We start from the raw sequence: 18,230 nt of genomic DNA, 5'->3' as shown, positions 1-18,230 counted from the left end.
GATGAAAATAGGCGATAAGGTGAGATTTCTCAGCGAAACGGGTGGCGGAAAAGTTGCCGGCTTCCAAGGGAACAACATTGTTTTAGTAGAAGATGACAACGGTTTTCAGATTCCGACGGCCATAACGGATGTGGTGGTCGTGGAGAATGATGATTACAGTACGTCTCGAATTGTCAGTGATAAGTTGGCAAAGTCATCGCAAGAATTTACAGACGGTCGTTCGATTAAGGCCAAGTTAAAAGCGGGAATGGATGAAAAACTACCCGAAGAAGAATTTGATGACGAGCCTGCCGACAGAGAATTTACTTTCCGTAAGCCCATAGAAGAACGCAAGGGAGGTAACCAGCTTTCTGCCTATTTAGCCTTTGTACCTGTCAATATCAAGGAAATGACCGACACACGGTTTGAGACTTATTTTGTCAATGACAGCAATTACTATCTCCATTACACCTATCTCGTTGCCGAAGGAGCCAATTGGTCGTTGCGTGCTACGGGTGAAGTAGAACCTAATACGAAACTTTATATCGAAGAGTTCGGTCGTGAATCTCTGAATGAAATGCAACACATTGCCGTACAGATCTTGGCTTATAAACGCACAAAAGCATTCATATTGAAACCTACGATAGATGTACAATTTCGATTAGATCCAGTTAAATTTTATAAGCTCCACACTTTTCAGCCGAATGATTTCTTTGAAACACCGGCTTTACTCTATACAATTGTGGAGCACGATAAGCCTTCGCGACCCTTGGTGATCGATGCAAAGAAATTGAAAGCAGAGATGTATCAGTCGACGGCTTCTATCGAACAATCGAACCATCAGGATTCTTATCTACCTCGGTATGCCGATCGTAAGCATCGTGGGAATCCGTTTATTACAAAGCGGAAAGGTGACGAAGATATCATTGTTGTGGATCTCCACGCCAGTGAAATCTTAGAAACTACTGCTGGAATGACAGCAGGAGATATTCTCAATTACCAATTGCAGATGTTCCGCGATACGTTGGCAGCCAATGCGAAGCACAAGGGCCAGCGTATCGTTTTCATCCACGGTAAGGGGGAGGGCGTGTTACGGCGGGCCATTGTCAATGATTTAAGATATCGTTATAAAAGCTATTCGTACCAGGATGCCAGTTTCCAAGAATATGGTTATGGTGCAACACAAGTCACAATCAAATAAAAATGCGATGAAACAAGGATTCATAAAGGTCGCTTCGGCCATACCTTTGGTAAGGGTAGGAGACTGTAAATATAATACCGAACAGATTATGTCGCTTGTCGAGCAGGCAGAAAAGCGGGATGTGGAAATTGTTGTTTTTCCCGAGCTTTCCATCACTGGCTATTCTTGTCAAGACTTGTTCCATCAGAGTATGTTGCTCGATTCGGCCGAGAATGCATTGATGTTGCTTCTTGATTTCACGCGAAAGCTCGATGTGGTGGTTATTCTCGGACTTCCGATAGCGGTGGGTGATCTGCTGCTTAATTGTGCAGCAGTGATTCAGCAAGGTCAACTTTTGGGCTTAGTACCCAAAACTTATTTGCCAAATTATAACGAGTTTTACGAGAAACGATGGTTTGCTTCTTCACAAGATCTGCGTACATCTGTAATACGTTATGCCGGTTCGCAGGTTATGATTACGTCTGATCCGCAGCTGTTCCGCACGTGCGACGGTGCCGTATTCGGTATTGAGATTTGCGAAGACGTGTGGGCACCGACACCACCGAGTAATCAGCTTGTTCTCGCGGGTGCTGATTTGATTTTTAATTTGTCGGCAAGCAATGAATTGACAGGTAAACATCAATATCTGAAAACGCTTTTAGCACAACAGAGTGCACGCACAATGGCAGGTTATGTGTATAGCGGTTGCGGTTTCGGCGAGAGTACACAGGACGTTGTTTACGGTGGAAATGCATTGATTTATGGAAACGGCCGACTGATTGGCGAAGGTGAACGGTTCTCTTTCGAACCTCAAATGAGCATCGCTCAGATAGATATTGAGCGGTTGAGAAGTGAGCGCCGTAACAACTCGACATTTGTCAATGCACAACGAAATATCAAATTTGCGATCCAGAATGCACACTTATCGATCCATACTATTGACTGTAAAGCAACTCAACCGCATAGTTTTGTGCTCGAGCGTAGCATCGCCCCGCATCCTTTCATCCCGTCATCGGCGGATATGGCGGACGATTGCGATGAGATATTCAATATACAGGTGGCGGGGCTTGCTAAGCGATTGGTGCATACGAAGAGTAAGACTGTGGTTATCGGTGTCAGCGGAGGACTTGACAGTACGCTGGCTCTGCTGGTTTGTGTGAAAACATTTGATAAGTTAAAGATGGACCGAAAGGGTATTATCGGAGTTACAATGCCAGGGTTCGGTACTACGGAACGTACGCACGACAACGCCTTGAATTTGATGAAAAGCCTTGGTATAAGTATTCGAGAAATCAATATTACAGCGAGTGTTAACCAACATTTTCGGGACATCGGGCACGACCCTGTCAAACGCGACACCACATATGAGAATTGCCAAGCGCGCGAACGTACACAGATTCTGATGGATTTGAGCAATGAGTTAGGTGCACTTGTTATCGGAACGGGTGATCTTTCAGAGTTAGCTTTGGGCTGGGCTACATATAACGGCGACCATATGAGTATGTATGGTGTGAACGGTGGTGTGCCTAAAACTTTGATTCGATATTTGGTGAAATTTGTAGCTGAGAGCGAACTGGATGCTTCTTCTAAGGCAATATTAATGGATATCATCGATACGCCCATCAGTCCCGAGTTGCTTCCGGCCGATGAAAACGGTACGATCAGACAGAAAACGGAAGATCTTGTAGGACCGTACGAGTTGCACGATTTCTTCCTTTATTATTTCCTTCGATTCGGATTCCGACCTTCCAAATTGTATTTACTGGCACGCCGCGCTTTCGATGGTACCCATCCCGAGGCTAAAACATATAGTGATGATATGATAAAGCACTGGTTGAAAATATTTGTCCGTCGCTTTTTCAATCAACAATTCAAGCGTTCTTGTTTACCCGATGGTCCCAAGGTTGGTAGCGTAAGTCTCAGTCCTCGCGGTGATTGGCGTATGCCCTCAGATGCTTCTGCTACTGTTTGGTTGGCCGAATGTGAAACATTATAGTATTTTTATGTGTTAAGATGTCGATGTCTTCTTTGAAGAATCTTTACAAAAGAGCTTTGAGGAGGTACTTTATTTTAGCATGATAAAATATATTTGTAGGATGGATTTTAAGTCTTGATGGATCTATTAGGGGGCTTGATCAATGCGAGGAGCCGTTAATAAGAATCCCGAAAATGATAAATGGGAGCCTTTGAAAGTATCTTTCGGGTTCCCATTTATGCTTTTTTATAGCACCTTTAGCGTATTTCAAATGTCGTGTAATTCTTAATTATCTGATAATCCGCATTTTATAAAATTACGAATATTCGCGTATTTCGATCAAGTAGTCATTTAATTGAAAATAAGACAGTATTCAAGGGTCTTTTTTATGAATTCTTTTGACAACTCCTTATGGTGTTGAATGGGAGTGAGATCGTTGTTATCGCGATGCCCGAAAAGATGCGATGTTATCGTAACGGTGGCGCATCAGTCGGCCGTAAATATTGCGAAGCCAAAGGCGATGAGAAAGAATGAAGCCAATACCAATGGTGAACATTATGAGATAAGAGGCTGTTTCGTTGAGAACGGATTGAATGAGTGAAACCAAAATCAGGGGAATAGAGAAAGCAATAACTTGTGCAATCACTTGCATATAATTGTTTTCGACGCCTGAACGGGTAATAAACTTTGTGTTGAGAGGTATTGTTACCTTGTTATATACGGCTAACTGAAAGAGGAGAAAATATTGGAATCCGGCGGTGAAAACGCCGTAAGAAATGAGCATCAGAAGCGACCACTTACCCGAAAAGACAGTGGGGAGCATTAGAATAAAAGGTAGTAAGAGTATCGCACAATAGAAAATATACTTGGCTTGCAATAGAGAAAGGATATTCTCACGCCTCACCATTAGTGCATCGATGTAATTTCCCTCATTGCACATAATACGGGTGACCATCATCGCACCGTAAATCAGAAAATTGTAAGTACACCAGAACGTTTCCATAAACGCACCGTCGTAAGTATTGGTAAATGTAATCAGCAAACTGAAACCCAATACGATACCAGTTGCTGAGATGAAATTTTTACGCGGTGTTTTGTTACGGAGAATGGTTTTGATTTCGAGTTTGAGGTATTCTCCTATTTCTCCGTAACGTTCTAAGAAATTAAATTCGCTTACACTCCGCAGATACGTCTGCTCGGTTCGTGACAGTTCGCGCCAAATGTGGATGTATTGCAGTCGCTGATTGATGGCGAGCAATGCTGTGAGTAAAATAATGGCGAAGAGGAAAGGTAAGGGATTGCCGTCGTGGATAGCAGTTCCTACTCTGGCCCAAAGTGTACAAAAGTTTTCTAATCCGCTGTGTTCGCCGATAAAAATAGGTGTCGCAATGAGTGCGTAAACACCGATAGGGAGTAGCCACCAAAGTTGAGTATCGGTGAGAAGTGTCCTTATAATGAGATACCATTGGCTATTGGCGAGAATCAATATCCATAAGAGGAGAAGCAAGGCAAGGGTTTGTCCGATTCCGAAACTGAATACAACAGACATCAAACAATAGGGAAGGAATAAGGCAAACCATGTCAGATTGCCCCACGTAAGCAGTGAAGTGGCTAAAAAAGTATTGATACACGCATATTTGGGAATGGGTAACAGAACATAAGGCTTGATGATTTGTGCAGGCGTTTGTTGGCTGACAAAACGCATTAGAAAGTCGATGGCGAGGATGAACGGACTGACTCCCATCAGCAGTTCGATAGCTGTGAACTGCTGACTTTTATTGGCTATCATAGCCAACATCAGTGCGGCACCTACCAAATAAATCAATACAATCCCCGAGAGAATAAGAAATGTGTATTTGGCTGTCTTATTTTGACTGGCTGTAATAGCTCTTTTCTCTGCCCATTGTCTATGGTGGCGTAAAGTTTTAAAGAGTTCGATTCGATTCATTGGTTATCTAAGATCGATGATTTCTGCCGACGGATAATCTTTGGAAGGGAAGGTAAAGACATTGTCATTCAGGTTCTTCGTTTGGAAATTACTAATATCTATTGTAGTCCAACCATCTGATTGGTGAATCTTGATTTGGTTAGGCACATACGTGTTTTTGTCGACTGAGATGTAGAATTCCTGTATTCCGCGGCTCTTATTTTGTGCAACGAGATGCACCTGATAACTCTTTCCGACGGATTTGACACCCATATCATAGCCCTTTCGATAAATATTGATGAAAGTGTAGGGATTCATTGCCGCTTGTTTGGTTTCATCGGGGGTGGAGATATTCACCTCATTGGTGGCGCGCATATAAGTCCATTGCGTCTTTCCATTATACCAAACGATAGCTTTCGGCGTATTGGCATAAAACTTATTACCTTTAATGGCAATATTTCCAGAGATGTTTCCAAACTTCGAGCCAACCATTTTAAACGTGGCGCGAGCTCCTCCTTTGTGCCCGATGACACTTGCTGTCTGGTCTAATATAGCACGAGCTTGGCCTGTATTTTGTGCATTGATGTTCGCAAATGCAACAAGTGAGAAGAATATTGATAATAAAATTATTCGTTTCATATTGAGTTCTTATATTTTTAAGTTGCTGAGTTTGTGAGTTTATAAGTTTTTAAGTTGATAAGTTCGTAAATTTTGAGTTTGTGGGAGAGTTTATGAGTCTCTTTGTACTTATCTTTCATCTCTTATCCTTTCATTTTTCATCTACAATTCAGTTGTGCCAGCAATGTATTGAGCGAGTTTTCATCGGTAATGAGTACATCACGTGGCTTTGCGCCCTGTGCTTGTCCGACAATGCCGGCAGCTTCGAGCTGATCCATCAAACGACCGGCACGATTATAACCAATGGAGAATCGACGTTGAATCATACTTGTAGAGCCTGATTGAGAGAGTACAATGGCGTGGGCTGCTTCTTCAAAATAAGGATCGAGACTATGCAGGTCAGCACCTCCGCCGCTGAATCCGCCTTCACTTTCATCGATTGAAGGTTCGGGAAGTTCTAATGGATCAACCGGTCCCGGCTGTGAAACGATATAGTCGTTGATACGTTCTACCTCAGGTGTGTCGACAAAAGCACATTGCACACGCACAGGTTCGTTGCCGACAAGAATCAACATATCGCCACGACCAATGAGCTGGTTGGCACCAGAACGGTCGAGAATAGTACGCGAATCGATTTGTGCACTCACTTTGAAAGCCATTCGTCCAGGGAAGTTCGCTTTGATATTACCCGTGATAATGGTAGTTGTAGGACGCTGGGTTGCAATAACCATATGGATGCCTACGGCTCGTGCGAGTTGGGCGATACGTGCAATCGGCATCTCGATTTCTTTTCCGGCCGTCATAATCAGGTCGCCGAACTCGTCGATAACGACCACAATGTAGGGCATATAGTTGTGTCCGCGTGTCAAATCGAGCCTGTGATTGACAAACTTTTCGTTATATTCTTTGATATTGCGGGCGCTTGCCATTTTCAGCAAATCATAGCGAGTGTCCATCAGTTTGCACAAAGAGTTGAGTGTACGCACCACCTTGGTGACATCGGTAATGATGGGTTCATTTTCATTCTCAGGCAGTGTGGCCATAAAATGACTTGCTATCGGCGAATAAATACTGAATTCTACCTTTTTCGGATCGATCAAAACGAGCTTCATCTCATTGGGATGCTTCTTGTAAAGCAAGGAAGTGATGATGGCGTTGAGACCCACCGACTTACCTTGTCCTGTGGCTCCGGCTACTAAAAGATGCGGAATCTTAGTCAGATCGGCCATATAAACCTCATTGGTAATGGTTTTTCCGAGCGCGATGGGCAAGTCCATTTTAGTCTCCTTGAACTTCTTCGAATTGAGAATGCTCTCCATCGAAACGATGTTCGGCTTTTTATTGGGTACTTCGATACCGATCGTTCCTTTGCCGGGAATCGGGGCAATGATTCGGATTCCAAGTGCGGCAAGACTCAAAGCTATGTCATCTTCGAGATTGCGAATCTTGTTGATGCGAACGCCTTCGGCCGGGGTAATCTCATAAAGGGTAATGGTTGGTCCGACAGTGGCTTTGATTTCACGAATCTGCACACCAAAACTATTCAGTACCTCGACAATACGCTGGTTGTTACTGCGAATCTCTTCCATATCCACTTCGGGTTTCCCATCGTTGTCGTACTTTTTAAGAAGGTCGAGTGTAGGGAATTTATAGCTGAGAAAAGGTTCTCGTGGATTGATTGGTGTGCTCAATATCTCTTCGGCAGTGAGTGTATTGCTGCCTGCAACATCTTCACCTTTGGGTACTTCTACGGTGAAATGTCCCGCCTCATCATTACCTGCCGGTAGGGGATGAGACACTTGCACGGCAATAGGTTGCCCTGTAATGTTCTCAGTGGCGTTGACAGATGTCGACAGGTCTATTGCCGGTTGAGGTGCTATTGGCACTTCATCGGCAGATTCTTGCACCGTAGTCGTTTCCTCACTCGATTCGTTTTTAGTGAGATTATTGGTGACAGTCATCTTGATTTTCGATGTCATATACTTCACCGGATTAAGCGCCTTACGAATCACCGTGATTGTTTCGGCACTGAGGTACGTAAGGAATGCCAATGCAACAAAAAGGAGCAAAGCTGTCAATCCTGGTGGTCCGACGATGTTTTCTAATTGTTGCACGCAGAAAAGGCCGTGATTTCCGCCTGGATTAAACACTTGGTCACCCATCAATGGCGATAGAAACTTGGCTAAAGTAACAGAACTCCAAATCATTACGAGCGCCATTCCGAAAAACCATTTCCATAGATTTACTTGGTAAGCGTTCATCAGGCGGAGACTCACCAAGATGATAAAAGCAGGAATAAGAAACGAGGGAAGACCGAAATTGATGGTGATCAGTTCATAAGATAGTATCGCCCCAACCGAACCACAATAATTGATGAATTGCCGGTCTTGGTTAAGCCATTCGCCCGATCGCATATTTTCCAAAATACTTTGGTCTGCTTGTCCGGTTTTAAGGTATGATACCATCGCAATGATCAAATAGACAGCAACGAACAAGAGGATGATACCCAAAAGGAAATCAGACTTCTCATTATTGAAGATATTTTTGAGTCCGACCGCTTCTCCGAGGCTTTTCGGCTTGCGTTCAGCTTTTTTTCTTGCCATTGATTGTTGTTTTATGAAATCCGAGTGCAAATGTACTGTAAATCGGACACAATACAAAATATTTAGTTGAGAATGTTAGAAGGATAATTTTCTCTTTTACACTTTAAATGATTTGATTGTTTCTGTATCTTTTGAAAAGATGATATAAGAGTCTTTCTTGTGTAGAATGCAAAACTTATCATCTTCCTTCTTTTTTTATTCGCTTGTTTTTGATGCGACTCTTGATAGAACGTACACTACTCGGACTGATGGCAAGAATCGTTCCTACCTCAGTCTCGCTTTTGTTCATACGTCCGATGGCTATAAGGAATAGATATTGGCGTGGAGAGAGATTATTATAAATCTCATCAAGTTGGGTAATGTAAGGAGAATCTATGAACTTGAAGTATTCTAAGAAATCCAAAAAGTCTTGGTTACTCCAATGTACGGTGTTTCGATTTTGTGTAATACTTTCATAGAGTAATTTGCCATTACTGAGCACCTGAACCTCTTTGTCTTTCAGGTTGTTCACCCTTTGCCGCAAGGCAGTCAGTTCTTTATGGGTTACAGATTGTGAATGTTGCATTTCGTCGAGTCTGCCACTGTATTCGTTAAGGAGTAGGTGTTTTTGCAGTAAATTACGTCTGGCTTTCGTAACCTTATATTTATGATAAAGCACGAATGTAACAATTATGAGAATAAAGATGATGATGAGACTTCCCGTATAAAGTTTATAAGTACGGATTCGTTTTTCACCTTCTTCTTTATCATATCGGTTTTGGATTTCATAAATGTTGTTCTGTTGCCATTCTTTTTGTTGCTTATCCTTAAATGTCAGTAATGTATCGGCTATTTTTACAGCCTCTTTATAATCTCCCGTTTTTTGTTTTAATTGAAATAGATTATAAAGGGCTTTTTCTCGTGTATAAATATCAGGACTATCAAGTGCTTTGAGCAGTAGTTCATAGGCTTTATCATTTTCGCCCCGTTGAATGTAGAGATCTGTCAGAATAGCATAAGTGTAATTGTCAGGACGTTCTTTCAGTGCTTTGAGAATATAGGCAGTGGCTTTTACCGAGTCTTTTTTTTGATTATAAGCGTCTCCGATGTTAGCTAATAAAACCGATTGGTTCTCACGGCTTAAATACTGATAATATTCCAAACTTTTCAACAGGTATTTCAAGTTGCTGTCAGGCTCTTCTAAGCCGCTGTAAGCATTGGCTGTATAGGTGAGACTGTATGCAATCCACATTTTGTTTCTTGCCTTATATCCTAAGTTACGGGCTTGTTTGGCATAGACGAGAGCAGTGGCATAATTCTTACTGATCAGGTTTACATAACAGATTGTTGAATAAATCTTATGTAAGAGCACCAGATCATGCTGTCCTCGAGCAGCATTTTCTGCTTTTTTCAAGAGCGTGATGGCATTCAGAGTATTATTTCGGTAAAAGAACTGTATTACACCTTTATAATAATAGGCGCGTGCTAATTTATCTTTTGGTCCTTTCTGTTCATAATAGAACATCGGGTAATCAATGGAATCGTTGGTAATAGGAAGTTGCTTCCGATAGAGAATCTCCGTTTTCAATAGTGTGTAATAAGCTATATCCCGCTTATTTTCGGGGAGGATAGGCGGTAAGGTATGCAGATACATATAAGCAGCATCTACATTATCTTGTGTCAGTAGCGAGTCGATTTTTTCAAGTTTGCTCTGTACCCGGTCTTGACATCCGCATAATGCAGCCATAAACCCGAGCAATAACAGTGCTCTTTTTATATCTATCATTTTAGTCTGTTTCATTAATCGTTAATATTCTAATCTGTGCAGTAGGTATTGCTATACTACGGTTGTGCCTCGTCTTCTGTTAAATCTCATTTCGATGGCTCTCTATTACACTTTGATGACAAAGATACATAAAAAATATTATTTTGCATTAGCTTTGTGTCTAAAATCTGGATAAGAATTGCCATATTGGGGTATTTGTGTCTAAAATCTGCGTTGCGAGACTCTCCGGAGAAGTATATGACTACTTTCCCACTACTCGTATAGGAGTTCCCCACAGGTATACGACCTGTCATTGCCCCCTCTCGTTCCGTTACTGTGACGAGAGCTTGACGCTGATACACCAGAGGCTTTTTCTACATTTCTCAGGGGAGTCGGCTGTGGGAGTAAGTTTTGTTTAATCTTTACAGTAGTCGTGCTTTAAACTCTGTTCGGTCAGAATTTTCAGGTTTCCACCTGCAAAGATAATAATAGTCTAAGTCGGTTGCAAGTTTTTGAAGGTGAGAATCTTTTTGTAAATGGGTATCTTATTTTTATATCTATATATATTAAAACGGTTTATAAGTAATATTGGTTTTCGTAAAATCGTATATTTCGGTATGCGAAGGAATGAATGATAATGGCCTATTTCATTTTGATGTATTAAACTTACGTTTTTTAAGGCAAAATCCTAAGGTATGTACGAAAAATCCATAAAAAACATGTTGCAAATATGAAGATTAGTTTAATTTATTAAATATCCAAATCCCCTTTGTTTATTAGGATGTTGCACTGCAACACTTCTTGGAAAGGACGAATGCGGGATTTGGAAGTTATCGCTAAAATATCTATATTTGCGACAACTAAAAATTCAAACTCACTCCCTAAGTGTTGTGATAATAAAAACTTAAACTTGTAATACCTATGCGAAAAAACTTATCAAAACTTTTGAATGTGATTATTGGGTTGATCGCATTATTCTTATTCAGTGATCGGGCCTGTGCGCAGGCAACCGACACGTCGGGTAGGGTGACGATCGAGGGTGTTGTGATTGACAATACCACCAATGATCCGATTGTCGGAGCAACAGTGCGGATGAAGAATGGAAGCAGAGGGACGGCGACTAATGCTAACGGCCGTTTTGTCATTTACGGATGTTGTCCTACGGATGTTTTCCAAGTTACTTACATTGGTTTTAAATCACGCCAGTTCACCGTTGGTAAGAAACGGAACTTTACTATTTATCTGGAAGAGAATGCTGCACAGATAGACCAAGTGGTAGTAACGGGTTTTCAAAAACTGAAAAAGAACAGTTTTACGGGTACGGCAACTGTCGTGACGAGCGACGAATTGAAAAAGGTGAATGTCAAGGATGCCGTGAAAGCCTTGCAGGTGTTCGACCCTTCGTTTCGTATTCTCGATAATGCAGGGTTCGGTTCCGATCCTAATCATATAAATGAGATTAATATCCGCGGTGCATCTAACATTACACGCCAAGAGTTTGATGCCAACGGACAAGCGCTTACCCGTCGTACGAATTTACGCGATAATCCCAATATGCCTATCTTTATGCTTGATGGATTTGAGGTGAGCGTACAAAAAATCTATGATATGGATATTAACCGTATCCAGAGTATCACCATCCTCAAAGATGCTGCTGCAACGGCTCTTTACGGTTCACGTGCTGCAAACGGAGTCGTTGTCATTACGACCGTTCCGCCGAAGGTAGGAGAGATACGCATCGACTATAATTCGACAGCCGAACTTACTTTCCCGGATCTTTCAGATTACAATTTAACCAGTGCTGCCGAGAAGTTGCAGGTAGAGAAAGATGCCGGTCTTTATGAGGGGTATGATACCTCGTCTACTATTGACAAGGAAATAGAATTCAATAACAAGTTGAATGAGGTACGCCGTGGTGTCAATACTGACTGGTTGTCACGCCCGCTGCGTAATGCATACAACTGGCGTAACGATGTCTCGCTCTCGGGAGGTGTGAACTCTATGCGTTATATGCTCAATATGAACTACAATAAGGATGCGGGTGTGATGAAAGGCTCTTTTCGTGATCGTTACGGGGCAGGAATGATGATAGACTATCGTCTGAGAGAATGGTTACAGATACAGAATCAGGTAACATTGAACCATTCGACTTATGAGAATTCTCCCTTTGGTAATTTCGGTAATTATGCAAAGCTGGAACCTTATGATGCCATCTATGGTGAAGATGGTAAATATCTGCGCACATTACCAATGTCGAAGATAACAAACCCGCTGTGGCAGGAACAGTATCTGCATAGTTACTCAGGGCGGGGTAACACGACCGATATAACCAATAATTTGGGTGTGAACATTTACTTTGCCCAGAATTTCTATGTGCGTGGTACATTCAGTGTGAGCCAGATAAAGGAAGAAACAAGGAATTTTAAGGATCCGAAAGACCCTGTGTTTAAGTCGCTCAGTAATAATAAGAAAGGAACACTCGACACCAGTAACAGTACGTCGTTACAATGGAAAACCAATGTTATGCTCTATTATAACAAGCGATTTGCCAATCACTTTATCAATCTGTCAGGTGGCCTCGATGTACAAGAACAGATCGGTAAATTAACGTATTATCAATTAGAAGGATTTAATATTGGCAGTCTTAACAAACCGATTTATGCGGCACAGCAGGCTCAGAAGACGAAAGAGACAGAATCCACCACACGTACATTTGGTTGGTTAGCAGCACTCAACTATACTTTTAATGAGGTATATCTACTGGATGCGTCGTTCCGCCTTGATGGTTCGTCAAATTTCTCACCGGATAAACGCTTTGCTCCTTTCGCTTCTATCGGTTTAGGTCTGAATGCGCACAATTATAAGTTCATCAAATCTATTCCCTGGATCAGCTCTCTGCGATTGAGAGGAACTTATGGAACCACCGGTAAGGTTAGTTTCTCACGCTTTGATGTCGTCACCAGCTATGAGGTAGATACTTCGTCGTGGTATTATACTGGTCCTGCTGTTAATCTTTCTTCAATAGGTAACCCGAATTTGTCGTGGGAGCTGACGAAGACGTTGGATTTCGGTCTTACCGCTGAACTTTTTAAAGGACGATTCTACATAGAGGCGACGTATTATAGAAAGATGACAGACCGTATGATTGACCAGATACGCATTCGCCCGTCATCAGGTTTTACGTCTTACCAAGGTAATGTCGGCGCAGTTGTTAATAAAGGTTTTGAACTTAAAACGAATATTACGGTTTTCCGTAATCGCGACTGGTCAGCGGTGTTAAATGCCACTATGGGAGCCAACACAAACAAAATAACTAAATTAAATGAGTCAATAGAAGAATATAATAAGAAAATACGCGATAATTACAGTTCCGAACATTCGGGAGGCGGTGGCTCTGTTCCTCCTATTCTTTACTATGTCGGTGCTTCTACCTCTGCCATTTATGCTGTTCGTTCATTGGGCATCGATCCGGCAACCGGAAAAGAATTATTCTTGAAAAAAGATGGAACAATAACCAAAGAATGGAATTCGGCTGATATGGTGGTTTGCGGTGATACGAGACCGGATGCTCAAGGTTCATTCGGTTTCAATGTCGCTTATAAAGGCTTTTTTGTTAACGCCTCATTCCTTTATGCTTTTGGTGGTCAGTACTATAATCATACATTAGTTTCGAAGGTGGAAAATGCCGATATAAAGAACTCGAATGTAGACCGTCGTATCATTACGGAGCGATGGCGTAAGGTGGGCGATGTGTCTCCTTATTATGGGTTGCGTGAAAATGGCTACACAAATGCCACATCTCGCTTTGTACAGAATGATAACTATATTCATTTCAATAGTTTGGCCATAGGCTATGATTTTGGTAAGAAGTTTGCATCGAAACTTAAACTCAGTGCGCTGTCCGTAGCGTTTAATGCCTCTGATTTAGTCAAGTGGAGTACGGTTAAGGTCGAGCGTGGTCTCTCTTATCCTTATGCACATACTTACAGTATAAGTCTGCGTGCAAGTTACTAATACTTTTATTAATGCTCAAGAATATGAAACAGATAAAATATTCAATATTAATAGCAGGTTTGTTGTCGATAATGTTCGTCAGCTGTAGTGACTGGTTGGATGTTCCGGTGGAAGGACGTTCTACATCCGGGGAACTATTTGAAACAGGCGACGGCTATCGCTCGGCTCTGCATGGACTATACAAAAATATGGTCACCGACGATCTTTATGGAGCAAATTTACAATTTGGACTTGTAGATTTTTTCTCTAATCAGTATAGCCTGAATGTTCCTACTGCGGATTTGAATAGTACGGTCTTGATTGCTGCCGGCAAACGCGAATATAATAATAAGGATTTGCGCCCACAGCTCGATCAACTCTGGCTGAAAGCATTCAATGTCATTGCTTCTGCTAACAACCTCATTCAGAATATTGAGGGAGAGAGTAACGATAAGTTCAGTCAAGGAGAGATAGAGAAGAATACTATTCTCGGTGAGGCCAAGGCTGTAAGAGCTTTCCTGCATTTCGATATGTTACGTCTCTTTGCTCCTGCTCCCGTTAACGATGATAGCAGAGTGTATATTCCGTATATAACCGATTTCCCAAATACGCAGGCACCGCATATTACGGTTAAGGAAACAATGGGTAAAATTATTGCCGACTTAGAAGAAGCACGAGCTTTGCTAAAGACCTTTGATGAAACACCATTAGGACTGAGCGCAAGTGTATCGGGAAATGCTCGATTCTATAATGAATTGAGTTATGGAATGGAAGGGGCAGCCGATAAAAGTAAGGTTGACGAGTTTTTCCTTGGTCGAGGCTATCGATTCTCTTATTGGGCTGTTACTGCATTGCTAGCAAGAGTTTATCAATATAACGGTACTTACGATCCTACCTCTTTGGACAAGGCTAAGGCTTATGCCGAAGAGATACTTAATGTTACCTTTTCTGGAGCACAGTCTACTACATACAGCCCATTTAAAGATGAGAATTTCGCTTTTTCTTGGGATGAGCAGCCTGAGCAAATGCGTGATATAAGAATGGTTGGTAATTTAATAATGGGGCTGTATCGAGATAATGAAATGGAGAACAAATTGTCTACTTTGGAAGCCCAATTCCCACGTGTGAAACAGAGTCCGGCACAGTATAATCTGTGTGTCATCAATAAAAATGGACAGGATATATTCAAGACGACTGGTGGTGTAGACGAGTCTGAAACGGATATTCGGGCTAAGCGCCTTATCTACGAACCGTCAGGTTCTTATGGAAATCCTCTTTCTACCAAGTGGTATGTTAAAGAAAAAGACACAAAAGAACGTGATCGTACCATTAATATCTTCCCTCTGTTGCGTACTTCTGAGATGAGATATATTATTGCTGAATGCGAGGCGAGAAAGAACAACTTTGCCGGTGCATACGAAATTCTGAATACAATGCGTGAGAAAAGAGGATTGCGCGAGTATAAATTGCCGGTGCAAAACTCGTTTGACGGCTTTGTAAAAGACTTGGTACGTGAAGGACAGCGTGAATGGATTAGCGAAGGACAGCTATTTTATCTTTATAAGCGGTTAAATGCAGGTGTAAAACGGGATAACGGAACCGTTGTTCCCTTTACCAACGCCGAAAGCGTACTTCCGATACCTATTGACGAAACAAGATAATCTTAAAACAGTATTCGATTATGAAACAGTATTTGTATTTTCTATCATTGACAGTACTTTTACTACTTTCCTCCTGTCAGGAAGAAAGTCTGAAAATCTTTGGAGACGAACATTATATCTATTTTGAGAAATTCTATAAAGACGCGGTGTCACCAGGAAAAGAAAAGGCAGATTCTACACTTGCATCTTTCTTTTTCTATACCGATAATGTTAATGAATTGGAGGCTCAGGTTGTTGTCAATATGGCAGGAAGAGATCTGGAAAAGGATGAAATATTCCGATTAAAGGTCGTGCCTGAGATGACGACAGCAACCTCTGATGAATATAAGCTGGCAGATCATTATACTTTCAGAGCACGTCCGGCTGCAAAAGGAGCAACGAATCGAAGTGACACCATCGGGATTAAGATGTACAGATCGGCACGACTCAAAGATATGCCGCACGGGATACGGCTTACAGTAGAACTTGTGCCTATGGGGGATCTACGATTGGGGCAAACAGAACGTATACGAGGTATTATTACTTTGATACGCGATGCCGTGAAACCTAAATGGTGGGATAAGGAGGTAACTGACAATCTCTTCGGCGCATATTCTAGCCGTAAATATAAATTGTTCCTGCTTTATATTGACCCGGGAGCAACTCTGAATGAGGAAATGCTGAAAACAGCTCCTTATAAGGCGATAGAACTTGTGATGAAATTCAAGAAATGGTTGACAGACCATCCCGATCAAGCAAAGGAAGAGGATGGAAGTATTATGACGGTAAATGTATAACCTATATCTATTAATATCAAGCATTATGAGAAAGATAAAATATGCTATTGTATGGATACTTATGCCGATATTACTGGGCTCGTGTTTCAGTGATGATGGCAATTATAAATATGAATCATTGAAACCGCCTACGTGGTTGATTGATGTATCTTCTAAGCCAATCCAAATTGTTGGACGTGGTGGGTCTAATACAAAAATTGACGCCTCGAAAGTATTCAATTGGGGTAGTCTGGATTCGTTGCAACGCAGCCAGGAAGTACGCTACGAATGGCGGTATAATGGGAAAGTTTTTTCAGATAAGTTGACAGAGATTATTCCGACCGAAGAGTTTCTGAAACGGCTTGGATTAGAAGATTATCCTACGGAAAGTTACCTGAATGGAGATTTTGCTATCATTGAAAAATCTACCGGTGTTTCGTTTAAAGCAAAAACGACAATCTTTCTTTATCCGCCGATTGCAGATGGGGATTTTATAGTCTATTCTGTAAAATCGCCGGAAACACCTAATGTTGGTGCACTATCTGTGATGAGTTTGCGATATGGGCGAGATGCAAGTGGGAAGTTTACCGTTCCTGATTTCAAACTTAAACCGAATCAGGCGGGAGACATTCCAGGAACGCCGAAGCAATTGGATGTAGCTTTTGCAAAAAATGTAAGTAAAACAGGTTCAATTACGGTTACTACACAAGAAGGAGATGCGTCGGTATTTGATGCTTCTACCCTAAAAAAGGTATGGGATTTAAGTTCAAGATTTGCTGCCGGAACACCTACTGATTTTAAGGTCAGTGCACGGCGCGATCAGGAAGTCGGCGGATCAGAATCACCGGCATTTACTTGGGTAGCAACACAGGACGGAAGGGTTTTTAGCCGCCAGATGTCAAAGAACTATTTGGGTGGTAAATTTCTTACTGAACCTTACTATCTTGATGAGAAAGGCTATAAGATCACTTCATTTGGACATACTTGCTGGGGAATTACCAATATCCCTTGCTATGATGAGAAAAACAGAAGAGTGATTATTGCCACCTCCTTAGAAGGAACTTACGGTAGCTATCGTAGCTGGATGACTACATTGAGTTATCCTAATTGGCAAGGTGCTCCGATTATGGAGATGCCGGAAGATGCGGAAGTTTTGTTCCTGACCAATATCAATGGAGCACAATATTTTGACCATAATAATAGTTGGTTCCAGATTTATTATAACACAGGAGGTAAATCGATGGTAGGTACATTTACGATAGACAATCGTGGACGACGTTTGAATATTCCGATGGCGTACACTTACTATTTCCCTTATGAAGTTGCGGGACATCATCTTAATAAGGATACGAAATTTCTTGTAGCTGCAGGAGAACGTATTACGAACAGGTTAAAAGCCTATTATGATTTATTCTCTGAGGATAAAGAGGTTTATGCGATTGTCCGAGGTTCTACTTGGGCATCTTCAACTGTGCGGATAGAAAAATTGCCACTTGAAGGTATTACTTCTAAAATTACTTTTATAACTTATGATAGGGAGACTGCTTATGTGGATGTAATGGATTATCCTCATCTGATTGTCGGATGTGAGAACGGTGATATTCTGATTTACAATGTAGTGGATTTACCTGCACCTCGTTTTCTCAAGAAATATAATGTCGGTGGAAAAGTCGTTTCCATTAAGCAGTTGGGAGTTATAAGTGCATACTATGATATGTATTAATTAAAATGGGTTGCAAGGGGCAGCACATTGTGTGCCCCTTGCCATCTCTGATTATTCACAGATAAATATAAA

General features: G+C 41.6%; 10 protein-coding genes. 6 read left to right on the top strand and 4 right to left on the bottom strand.

Features of this window, described 5'->3' with window-relative positions:
• Position 1 precedes the first annotated feature (1 nt).
• The gene (locus RWY97_RS03275) at positions 2-1,180 is read left to right on the top strand and encodes a DUF2027 domain-containing protein (protein ID WP_273177284.1); all 1,179 of its coding nucleotides are present in this window, start codon (positions 2-4) and stop codon (positions 1,178-1,180) included.
• Positions 1,181-1,187: 7 nt separating this feature from the next.
• Positions 1,188-3,155, top strand: a complete 1,968-nt coding sequence (locus RWY97_RS03270; protein WP_314740338.1) for an NAD(+) synthase — start codon at positions 1,188-1,190, stop codon at positions 3,153-3,155.
• 418 nt (positions 3,156-3,573) lie between these two features.
• On the opposite strand, the gene RWY97_RS03265 is transcribed toward RWY97_RS03270, so the two are convergent.
• The 4 genes from RWY97_RS03265 to RWY97_RS03250 form a co-directional block, all read right to left on the bottom strand.
• Complete coding sequence (locus RWY97_RS03265; protein WP_315565510.1) at positions 3,574-5,082, bottom strand: DUF5687 family protein; 1,509 nt, start codon at positions 5,080-5,082, stop codon at positions 3,574-3,576.
• A 3-nt stretch (positions 5,083-5,085) separates the two neighbouring features.
• Positions 5,086-5,700 carry an outer membrane lipoprotein periplasmic chaperone LolA1 gene (gene lolA1 / locus RWY97_RS03260; RefSeq protein WP_315565509.1) on the bottom strand — a complete coding sequence of 205 codons (615 nt, stop codon included), beginning with the start codon at positions 5,698-5,700 and terminating at the stop codon, positions 5,086-5,088.
• 137 nt (positions 5,701-5,837) lie between these two features.
• Complete coding sequence (locus RWY97_RS03255) at positions 5,838-8,282, bottom strand: FtsK/SpoIIIE family DNA translocase (protein ID WP_315565508.1); 2,445 nt, start codon at positions 8,280-8,282, stop codon at positions 5,838-5,840.
• 178 nt (positions 8,283-8,460) lie between these two features.
• Complete coding sequence (locus RWY97_RS03250) at positions 8,461-10,062, bottom strand: hypothetical protein (RefSeq protein ID WP_315565506.1); 1,602 nt, start codon at positions 10,060-10,062, stop codon at positions 8,461-8,463.
• A gap of 915 nt (positions 10,063-10,977) precedes the next feature.
• Between RWY97_RS03250 and RWY97_RS03245 the strand changes: the two genes are divergently transcribed.
• Genes RWY97_RS03245 through RWY97_RS03230 form a run of 4 tightly spaced genes read left to right on the top strand, consistent with a single transcriptional unit; the run spans position 10,978 to position 18,158 of the window.
• A complete protein-coding gene (locus tag RWY97_RS03245; protein ID WP_315565504.1) occupies positions 10,978-14,040 on the top strand; it encodes a SusC/RagA family TonB-linked outer membrane protein in 3,063 nt (1,020 codons plus the stop codon).
• 23 nt (positions 14,041-14,063) lie between these two features.
• Positions 14,064-15,680 carry a RagB/SusD family nutrient uptake outer membrane protein gene (locus tag RWY97_RS03240; protein ID WP_315565503.1) on the top strand — a complete coding sequence of 539 codons (1,617 nt, stop codon included), beginning with the start codon at positions 14,064-14,066 and terminating at the stop codon, positions 15,678-15,680.
• Positions 15,681-15,700: 20 nt separating this feature from the next.
• On the top strand, positions 15,701-16,456 hold the full coding sequence (locus RWY97_RS03235) for a DUF4843 domain-containing protein (protein ID WP_315565501.1): 756 nt from the start codon (positions 15,701-15,703) through the stop codon (positions 16,454-16,456).
• A gap of 25 nt (positions 16,457-16,481) precedes the next feature.
• A complete protein-coding gene (locus RWY97_RS03230; protein WP_315565499.1) occupies positions 16,482-18,158 on the top strand; it encodes a hypothetical protein in 1,677 nt (558 codons plus the stop codon).
• Positions 18,159-18,230 lie beyond the last annotated feature (72 nt).

This window comes from Hoylesella pleuritidis (genome assembly GCF_963541955.1).
Classification (GTDB): Bacteria; Bacteroidota; Bacteroidia; order Bacteroidales; family Bacteroidaceae; genus Prevotella; species Prevotella pleuritidis.
The sequence above is the reverse complement of the archived record's forward strand: the minus strand, read 5'-3'. Positions and strand labels throughout refer to the sequence as shown.